The organism is Photorhabdus caribbeanensis, assembly GCF_018448885.1.
GTDB lineage: Bacteria > Pseudomonadota > Gammaproteobacteria > Enterobacterales > Enterobacteriaceae > Photorhabdus > Photorhabdus caribbeanensis.
In genome coordinates this window covers 1-8,894 of record NZ_RCWB01000063.1, presented here as the reverse complement: position 1 = coordinate 8,894, position 8,894 = coordinate 1, and the positions used below count along the sequence as shown (strand labels likewise).

The 8,894-nt window shown below is 39.5% G+C and carries 6 protein-coding genes and 1 rRNA gene; all 7 read left to right on the top strand.

Annotated elements, in window-relative coordinates; all coding sequences use genetic code 11:
• Positions 1–23: 23 nt before the first annotated feature.
• Positions 24–139, top strand: a 5S ribosomal RNA gene (gene rrf, locus EAE90_RS22405).
• A 641-nt stretch (positions 140–780) separates the two neighbouring features.
• Complete coding sequence (gene metA / locus EAE90_RS22400) at positions 781–1,710, top strand: homoserine O-acetyltransferase MetA (RefSeq protein WP_214055349.1); 930 nt, start codon at positions 781–783, stop codon at positions 1,708–1,710.
• A 298-nt stretch (positions 1,711–2,008) separates the two neighbouring features.
• A complete protein-coding gene (gene aceB, locus EAE90_RS22395) occupies positions 2,009–3,607 on the top strand; it encodes a malate synthase A (protein ID WP_214055348.1) in 1,599 nt (532 codons plus the stop codon).
• 87 nt (positions 3,608–3,694) lie between these two features.
• A complete protein-coding gene (gene aceA / locus EAE90_RS22390; RefSeq protein WP_214055347.1) occupies positions 3,695–5,002 on the top strand; it encodes an isocitrate lyase in 1,308 nt (435 codons plus the stop codon).
• Positions 5,003–5,053: 51 nt separating this feature from the next.
• Positions 5,054–6,811: a bifunctional isocitrate dehydrogenase kinase/phosphatase gene (aceK, locus tag EAE90_RS22385; protein ID WP_214055346.1), complete on the top strand. Its 1,758-nt coding sequence runs from the start codon at positions 5,054–5,056 to the stop codon at positions 6,809–6,811.
• Between the two features lie 414 nt (positions 6,812–7,225).
• Positions 7,226–7,789, top strand: a complete 564-nt coding sequence (locus EAE90_RS22380) for a hypothetical protein (protein WP_214055345.1) — start codon at positions 7,226–7,228, stop codon at positions 7,787–7,789.
• An 822-nt stretch (positions 7,790–8,611) separates the two neighbouring features.
• Entirely contained in the window at positions 8,612–8,791 is a 180-nt protein-coding gene (locus EAE90_RS22375) for a hypothetical protein (RefSeq protein WP_214055350.1), read from the top strand.
• The last annotated feature ends 103 nt before the right edge of the window (positions 8,792–8,894 follow it).

Genomic DNA, 8,894 nt, shown 5'->3' with positions numbered 1-8,894 from the left:
CGGCCGGAAGGAAACCGAATATGCCTGGCGGCGATAGCGCGGCGGTCCCACCTGACCCCATGCCGAACTCAGCAGTGAAACGCCGTAGCGCCGATGGTAGTGTGGGGTCTCCCCATGTGAGAGTAGGACACTGCCAGGCTTTCAATCCAGTGGAAACCCTCAGCGTAAGCTGGGGGTTTTTGCGTTTATACGACATGCGATGCATACGACAGTTGCTTTGGTGCCATAAACGTTACGATATTTGTCGACATTTGCTTTTGTTGACTATACCTTTATCTCTGGTGTCTTCACCATCTGCGGCTAGCAGTTTCGGATTGATTCCCTTGCGAGCCGTTCCTACAGTTGCTGTGACTATGTTGTCTTCGATACTTTTCATCCTAAAATTATTTTAAGACATGGTAGGTTTATAAAATAATTTTGTTGCTTTATTAGAGTATATTGTTTTTATATTTATAGTTTTGAAATTAAATTATTTATATATTTCATCTTTTTATATTGAATTCTCCAATGCTTAATAATTATATCATTGAATTTTAAGATATTTATTTCGATATTTAAGTAATGCCAGTTAGCTGTCTTTTATTTTAAAAATAAAATTGGAATTATTTCATTTTTATAATATTAAAAATTATTAATTATTTATATATCGAAAATCGAAATATGACCCAAAATGAAATAATTTCAGCTGACTTGTAAAGCCTCGACATTCTGTTAATACTTAGTTAGATTTAGCTGTCTGGAAGTCTAAACGTGTAAATGGATAAAAGTCGAGGTCATAGCATGCCAATTTGTATACCGGATGAATTACCCGCAGTGAATTTTTTACGAAACGAGAATGTGTTCGTGATGACATCTACTCGTGCGAATATTCAAAATATACGCCCACTAAAGGTATTGCTGCTTAACCTGATGCCAAAGAAAATTGAGGCTGAAAATCAATTTCTAAGATTACTATCCAACACGCCTTTACAGGTAGATATCCAGCTACTGAGAGTAGATAATCGGAAGTGCAGGAATACTCCCACGGAGCATTTGAATAACTTCTATTGTGATTTTGAACAGATAAAACACCAAAATTTTGATGGTTTAATTGTTACTGGTGCGCCATTAGGATTAGTTGAATTCGAAGATGTGGCATATTGGGAGCAGATGGAAAGAATAATTGGTTGGGCGAAGGAGCATGTCACTTCTACTCTATTTATTTGTTGGGCAGTGCAAGCCGCTTTGAATATTTTGTATGGTTTACCGAAGCTTACCAGAGAAGTAAAGCTATCAGGTGTTTATTATCACTCTACTTTAGATCCTTTAGCATTACTGACTCGTGGCTTTGATGAATCTTTTTTTGCTCCTCATTCTCGCTATGCCGATTTTCCTGAGCAGGTTATTCGTGAACATACTGATCTGGATATTCTTTCCAGTTCTGAAGATGCAGGGGCGTATTTACTGGCGAGTAAAGATAAGCGCATGGTGTTTGTCACTGGTCATCCGGAATATGATGCTGGAACGTTGGCTAGTGAATATTTACGCGATTTAGCCGCCGGTTTGGCGCCAAAGATCCCAATAAATTATTTTCCTGATAATAATCCAGAAAGAAAACCACTGGCATCATGGCGTAGTCACGGGCATTTATTATTTTCGAATTGGTTGAATTATTATGTGTACCAAATCACGCCATATGATCTTACCTACATGAATCCAACACTGGATTAATATCTTATAAATGGCTGAAATTCAGCCATTTAACCCTTCTGATTTTTTCTACTCTCCTGTTATTAACACCTGTCAAAATACCGCACTTTTTGTAGTTTATCTTATATAACAAAAACTTAACTAAATGATCTTGTAATTTATGGAATTAATTTCTCTAATTTAAAATAGGTAATATTGCGTATAACCTATTGTTTTTAATTGGATAAAAATAAATTTTTAAAAAAATGGAAATCGTTTTTGATTTATTTTAAATATCTATTACTCTTATTCAGGTGTGCTTTAAAATGAGGATAGATGAATGACGCAGCAAACTTTAGCGACTGAATTATCGTTTATTAAACGATTTGGAGCAGCAGAGCAGGAGGTTTTGATACCTGAAGCGGTAGATTTTCTGAAAGATCTGGTTGTTCGGTTTACTGATACACGGAAAAAATTGTTAGTCGATCGGGATATTTGGCAGAAGAAAATTGATGATGGTGAATTGCCTGATTTTATTTCGGAAACCAGTTCCATTCGTGAAAGTGAGTGGGAAATTCAAAATATTCCGGCGGATCTCCGTGATCGCAGAGTAGAAATCACTGGACCAGTAGAACGGAAAATGGTTATCAACGCTTTGAATGCTAACGTAAAAGTTTTCATGGCGGATTTCGAAGATTCCTTAGCACCGGCTTGGGATAAGGTGATTGAAGGGCAAATCAACCTGCGTGATGCGGTTAATGGCACAATTTCTTACGTTAATGAGCAAGGTAAACAGTACCAATTGCAACCAGACCCGGCTGTTCTGATCGCACGGGTAAGAGGGCTTCATTTACCGGAAAAACATGTTCTCTATCAGAATGAGCCAATCGCCGGTGGATTGTTTGATTTCGCGCTCTATTTTTACCACAACTATAAACAATTACAGGCAAAGGGGAGCGGTCCCTATTTTTACTTACCAAAAATTCAGTCTTACCACGAAGCTCAGTGGTGGAGTGATGTATTCAGTTTTGCAGAAGATCGTTTTGATCTGCCGAGAGGCACAATCAAAGCGACGGTATTGATTGAAACTTTGCCTGCTGTATTTCAGATGGATGAGATTCTTTATCATCTTCGGCACCATATCGTTGGCCTTAATTGCGGCCGTTGGGATTACATTTTCAGCTACATTAAAACACTGAAAAATCATAGTGATCGAGTTTTGCCTGATCGTCAATCTGTCACGATGGATCAACCTTTCCTCAGTGCTTATTCCCGTTTGCTGATCAAAACCTGTCATAAGCGCGGAGCATTTGCGATGGGGGGGATGGCTGCTTTTATCCCCAGTAAAGATATTGAACGCAACAATTGGGTACTAGCTAAAGTCCGGGCGGATAAAGAGCTAGAAGCACGTAATGGTCATGATGGTACATGGATTGCCCACCCAGGTCTTGCCGACACAGTGATGGAGGTTTTCGATAAGGTTTTGGCAGCGCGGCAAAACCAGTTAGATATTTTCCGTGAGGAAGATGCACCGATTACTGCGGCTCAATTACTGGAACCTTGCCCAGGCGATCGTACTGAAGAAGGTATGCGGGCCAATATTCGTGTAGCGGTTCAATACATTGAAGCATGGATTTCAGGAAATGGATGCGTTCCTATCTATGGTTTGATGGAAGATGCTGCGACAGCCGAAATTTCCCGGACATCCATTTGGCAGTGGATGCATCACGAAAAATCATTATCTAACGGTAAGAAAGTGACCAAAAGTTTGTTCAGGCAGATGTTGGCAGAGGAAATGGAGGTTATTAAGCAAGAGGTTGGAGAAACACGTTTCAGTCAAGGGCGATTTAGCGATGCGGCCAAATTGATGGAGCGCATTACCACTCAGGACGAGTTGATAGATTTCCTAACGTTGCCGGGATATCAATTGCTTGATTAGAGCCAATTCCATTAGAGAAGTTTAAGCAACGAATAATAACAAAACACCATTATCCGATTAATTTAACAAAGGTAGGAAGTAGAAGTTATGACAATCTCCAGAACTCAACAAATCGCTCAACTGGAACAAGAATGGAAAAGTGACCGTTGGAATGGGATTATCCGCCCGTACAGCGCGGAAGATGTCGTTAAATTGCGTGGTTCGGTTAATCCAGAACATACATTGGCACAGCTTGGCGCTAAAAAGCTGTGGGAACTGCTACATGGCAAAGCTAAGAAAGGCTATGTCAACTCATTGGGGGCATTGACTGGCGGGCAAGCCTTACAGCAGGCAAAAGCGGGTATTGAGGCGATTTATCTTTCTGGTTGGCAGGTTGCGGCTGATGCTAACACGGCATCCAGTATGTATCCTGATCAGTCCTTGTATCCGGTGGATTCAGTCCCGGCGGTGGTAAAACGTATTAACAACAGTTTCCGTCGGGCAGATCAAATTCAGTGGGCAAATGGCGTCGGTGCTGATCATCAGGAATATATCGATTATTTTCTGCCAATTGTGGCGGATGCGGAAGCCGGATTTGGTGGTGTTTTGAATGCTTTTGAATTGATGAAAGCCATGATTGAAGCGGGTGCTGCGGCTGTTCACTTTGAAGATCAACTTGCTGCGGTGAAAAAATGTGGTCACATGGGCGGTAAAGTTCTGGTTCCGACACAAGAGGCTATTCAGAAATTGGTCGCTGCGCGTTTGGCGGCGGATGTTTCTGGCGTACCGACGCTGTTGATTGCTCGTACGGATGCGGATGCTGCCGATCTGCTAACCTCCGACAGTGACACTTATGACAGTGAGTTTATTACTGGCGAACGGACTTTTGAAGGGTTCTTCCGTACCAGAGCGGGTATCGATCAAGCGATTAGTCGTGGTTTGGCCTATGCGCCGTATGCTGACTTGATATGGTGTGAAACATCAACACCTGATATTGAAATGGCCCGTCGTTTTGCTGAGGCGATTCATGCTAAATATCCCGGTAAGTTATTAGCTTACAACTGCTCTCCATCGTTCAATTGGAAAAAGAATCTGGATGATAAGACGATTGCGCGTTTCCAGGATGAACTGTCAGCAATGGGTTATAAATTCCAATTTATTACTCTGGCGGGTATCCACAGTATGTGGTTCAACATGTTCGACCTGGCGCATGCTTATGCTCAGGGTGAAGGCATGAAACATTATGTGGAGAAAGTACAGGAAAGAGAATTTGAATCAATAAACCGTGGTTATACCTTCTCTTCTCATCAGCAGGAAGTTGGCACGGGTTATTTCGATAAAGTCACAACGATTATTCAAGGGGGAACATCGTCAGTAACCGCATTGACAGGTTCCACAGAAGAGCAGCAGTTCTGATTGTTTCTATTCAGCCTGCCTATTGCAGGCTGAATATATTGAGGAGTTGCGATGGGGATAGATTCGGCACATCTGATAGCACAGACTATTTTACAGGGATTCGATGCACAATACGGTCGCTTTTTGGAAGTGACTTCAGGAGCACAACAACGCTTTGAACAGGCTGACTGGCTCGCTGTTCAGCAAGCTATGAAAAAGCGCATCAATCTTTATGATCATCATGTTGGGCTGGTGGTTGAGCAGCTTAAATGTATACACAGTGCTTTTGGATATGATGAAGAGTACATTGCTAAAGTGAAGGTTGTTTATACCAGTTTATTACCGGATTATCCCCGGTTTGAAATTGCCGAAAGTTTTTTTAACTCTGTTTATTGCCGTCTGTTTGAGCATCGCAATCTGACACCGGATAAATTATTTATTTTTACCTCGCAGCCTGCGCGTAGATTTCGGGATATTCCTCGTCCGTTATCACGTGACTTTTTCCCTAATGGCAATCTTGCCTCAATGTTGCGGACGATACTTAATGATCTGCCGCTGCGTTTACCTTGGGAACATTTAGAGAGAGATATTCGTTATATTACAGATTACTTGCAACGGATATTTCTAGTCGAAGAATTACTACAAGCGACGTTTCAAATAGCTAATGAACTGTTTTATCGCAACAAAGCGGCTTGGTTAGTCGGTAAAATCCGCATGGACAGTCAGGTTTATCCTTTCTTATTGCCGATTCATCATAACGAATCTGGTGGCATCTTTGTTGATACCTGCCTGACTGATTATGCAGATGCCAGCATTGTATTTGGTTTTGCCCGTTCCTATTTTATGGTTTATGCACCTTTGCCTGCGGCTTTAGTTGAATGGTTGAGAGAAATTTTGCCCGCTAAATCAACGTCTGAACTTTATATGGCAATTGGTTGCCAGAAGCATGGTAAGACGGAATATTATCGGGAATATCTGGCATTTATTACCTTCTCTAAAGAGAAATTTATGATTGCTCCCGGTGTTAAAGGGATGGTGATGTTGGTATTCACTTCGCCTTCATTTGATCGAGTCTTCAAGGTGATTAAAGATAGATTTGCGCCGCAGAAAGAGGTGACACAGGAGCGGGTACAGGAGTGTTACCGTCTGGTCAAGGAGCATGACCGTGTGGGAAGAATGGCCGACACGCAAGAATTTGAAAATTTCGTTATTGATAAAGCTCGCATCAGTTCTGAACTGATGGAAGAGTTGCAGAAAGAAGTGCCGGAAAAGCTGGAGGATCTGGGTGATAAAATCCTGATTAAACATCTGTATATGGAACGGCGAATGACACCGCTGAATATCTATATGGAACAGGTGGAAGAGCAGAAGCTGAAAGATGTCATTGAAGAGTATGGTAATGCGATTAAACAACTTGCGGCGGCGGATATTTTCCCTGGAGATATGCTGTTTAAAAACTTTGGCGTAACGCGACATGGGCGGGTAGTGTTCTATGACTATGATGAAATCTGTTATATGACAGAAGTTAACTTCCGCGATATCCCGCCGCCGCGTTATCCAGAAGATGAACTTGCTGGTGAACCGTGGTACAGCGTGGCGCCAAATGATGTTTTTCCTGAAGAATTCCGACATTTTCTTTGCACTGACAATCGTATTCGTTGCTATTTTGAAGAAATACATAGTGATTTATTTAAAGCAGACTACTGGCGGGCGTTACAGGAACGGATTAGAAGTGGTCATGTGGAAGATGTGTTTGCGTATCGCCGCAAACAGCGGTTCAGTCAACGTACTGAGATAGAAACCTACTCTATTGTTAAAGTTTCAGCCTGATTTTATTGGGAATTGGCGTTTGCTGTTAGTAACCGCCATTTTCACCAATAGCTAATATTATTATCCTCATTAAATTATTTCTCTAAATTAAATATAAATTAATTCCTGTTTTTTCTTGTGCGGGGTATGAATATTCCTAATAAAAATAAACTTGGGATTCTGTATGAAATATATTTATTATTAGGAAGGTATAATTGGAATGTGAGTTAAAAACATATATTTAATGATTTATTTAAGAAATAAAAATAGATCCACTTATTTTTGGGGGCTATATAATTTCATGGGGTTTAGAAATAAAGGATTTTTAGCCGCAGCTAGTGGTTATAAAAATAATTGATAATTTTGACTCTTAATTAAATGAAAATTCTCATATAACACACATATAACTTCGCGAAAGTATTTAAGGATATAATCATGGCTGGTGTAATTTTATACGGTGATAAAATTCATATTAAAAACAACTATAATAATGGAAATGGTGGTTATCTAGATGCCAATGGCTATGCGAATGTGCCAGAAGCAAAATATAATGTATACACGGCTGCTTCGCCGAACCGTGATGTGGGTACAGGTACATGGCAAATTTTGTCTGCGAGCGGAAAAGACATAGGAGCACAGGTTTATAGTGGTGATGCAGTGTTTCTAATGAACCTTTACGGGAATAATGGGGGATATCTTAATGCTAATGGTTATGCGCCATCACCTGAACTCTATAATGTTTATACGGCTGATCAAGCAGCACGTCCGGTTGATACCCTGACATGGTATATTTTTTCGGATACAACGAGTGGATATGATAGTAAGGTGCGTGAAGGCGATATAATCCGTTTTCTTAATGGTTACAGTAACGTACATGGGGGATTCCTTGATATTTGTTTCAATGCTACTGCTTATGGTGCATTATATAATGTATATACTTCACTTTTTTCTAACCGAGGCAATGGAACTGGTACTTGGAATTTATCAAAAGTGGTTTAATCAGGATGATATTCATCGATTAATGTTCCATTAATTAATCCTTCTATATACCCGTTATCTTTCAAGTTGCCTCTTTGTTGGCTGCACTCGCTCACCCTGGTAACATAGTTACCTATGTTACCGGGGATTCACTCCCTTGCTGTCGCGATCCATCTTGAAATCTATAGGGTATATATAATAATCCGGAAATATAATTATTTTCGGATTATTGGTCTCATTTTTCATTGATATTATTTTCAAACTAGTTAAATAGTTTTGTGATTATTTTGTTGTATTGACTGATAAATTAATTTGAATTTATTGGCCTGAAAAGACAGAGCAAGAAAAAATTACAGCGGTTCAGTCAATGTATTGAGATAGAAACTTACTCTATTGCCAAAGTTGCAGCCTGATTTTATTGAGATTTGGCGATTGTTGTTATCGATCGCCATTTTCACCAATAATTAATTAATGTTATTATCCTCATTAAATTATTTCTCTAAATTAAATACAAATTCATTACGGTTTGTTTTTATTATTTTTGGTGTGAGTGTTCCTAATAAAAATAAATCTTTGGCTCAATAAGAAATATATTTTTTATTAGAAAAGCATAATTGGAATGTGAGTTAAAGACATATATTTGATGGTTATTTTGAGAAATAAAAATAGATCTGCTTGTTTTTAGAGGTTATATAATTTTACGGAGTTTGGAAATCAAGGATATTTAGCCACGGCGAGTGGTTGTAAAAAGAATTGATAATTTTGACTCCTAATGGCATGAAAATGTTTATAGAACACACATAACATACATATAACTTCTTGAAAGTATTTAAGGAAACAATAATGGCTAATGAAATTTTATATGGAGATAATCTTCATATTGAAAATAACTACCTTATTAATGGTGGCTATCTGGACACTAATGGTTATGCAACTGCGCCAGGAGCAAAATATAACGTATACACGGCTATTTCGCCGGACCGCGCTCCGGGTTCAGGTCAGGGTGGGATCTCACACTTTTAATAAGGTTATTTTGGTTAAATAAAAATCAGAACATGACTTTTTATAGGTATTTCTCTCATTAAAACGTTAAGATCTCTCTCTTCCATAAAAAAGCGATCCTAAT